Raw genomic sequence first — 766 nt, forward strand, 5'->3', positions numbered from 1 at the left:
AAGGTTACGTTTTAATGAAGGAAGAAACCCTTCGGATGATTACCGAAGGTCGTCACAAGAAAGGTGATGTATTCGCGACCTGCAGAATAGCCGGAATTATGGCGGCAAAGAAGTGTTCGGAGCTGATTCCCTTGTGTCATGCCTTGAACCTCAGTTCTGTAAGCATAGAGATTGAAGCGCTAGGTCTCGAAGAGGGTGAACCCCGGGTAAGAATGACGGCCCAGTGTAAGCTTGATGCCAAAACGGGTGTTGAAATGGAAGCCTTAACGGCCGTGAGTGTCGCCTGCTTGACTTTGTATGATATGTGTAAGGCGGTTGATAAAGGTATGGTGATCGATCAGGTAAGATTACTCGAAAAGAAAGGTGGCCGTAGTGGTCACTATTTGGCATCGTAAAATTGAACTATTGAGTGAGAGTCGATGAGTATTAATAGCAATCAGTTAATTGACAAGTTTGGCCGTCGCGTTAGCTACGTGCGTATGTCTGTGACTGATCGCTGTGATTTTCGCTGCGTCTATTGCATGGACGAAGAAATGACCTTTGTTCCGAGACAAAAAGTCCTGACTTTGGAAGAAATGCACCAAGTTGCTGAGGCCTTTGTCGAGCTAGGTGTCGGAAAGATACGTTTAACGGGTGGTGAGCCTTTAGTTCGAGCAAACGTAATGTCCTTGTGCGAGTCGGTAGGCGCCTTGCCTGGTTTGGATGAGCTGGTGATGACGACAAATGGTTCACAGTTATCAAAAGTCGCGAAGTCTTTGCTCGCCTC

At 46.9% G+C, this 766-nt stretch carries 2 protein-coding genes; both read left to right on the top strand.

What is annotated here, in order from left to right:
• A partial coding sequence (moaC, locus tag A3766_RS04685) for a cyclic pyranopterin monophosphate synthase MoaC (protein ID WP_068641816.1) occupies positions 1-395 on the top strand: 395 nt, incomplete at its 5' end.
• A gap of 24 nt (positions 396-419) precedes the next feature.
• Positions 420-766, top strand: a 347-nt coding sequence (locus tag A3766_RS04690) for a radical SAM protein (RefSeq protein WP_156508688.1), incomplete at its 3' end; no start/stop codon positions are given.

The organism is Oleiphilus sp. HI0132, assembly GCF_001635845.1.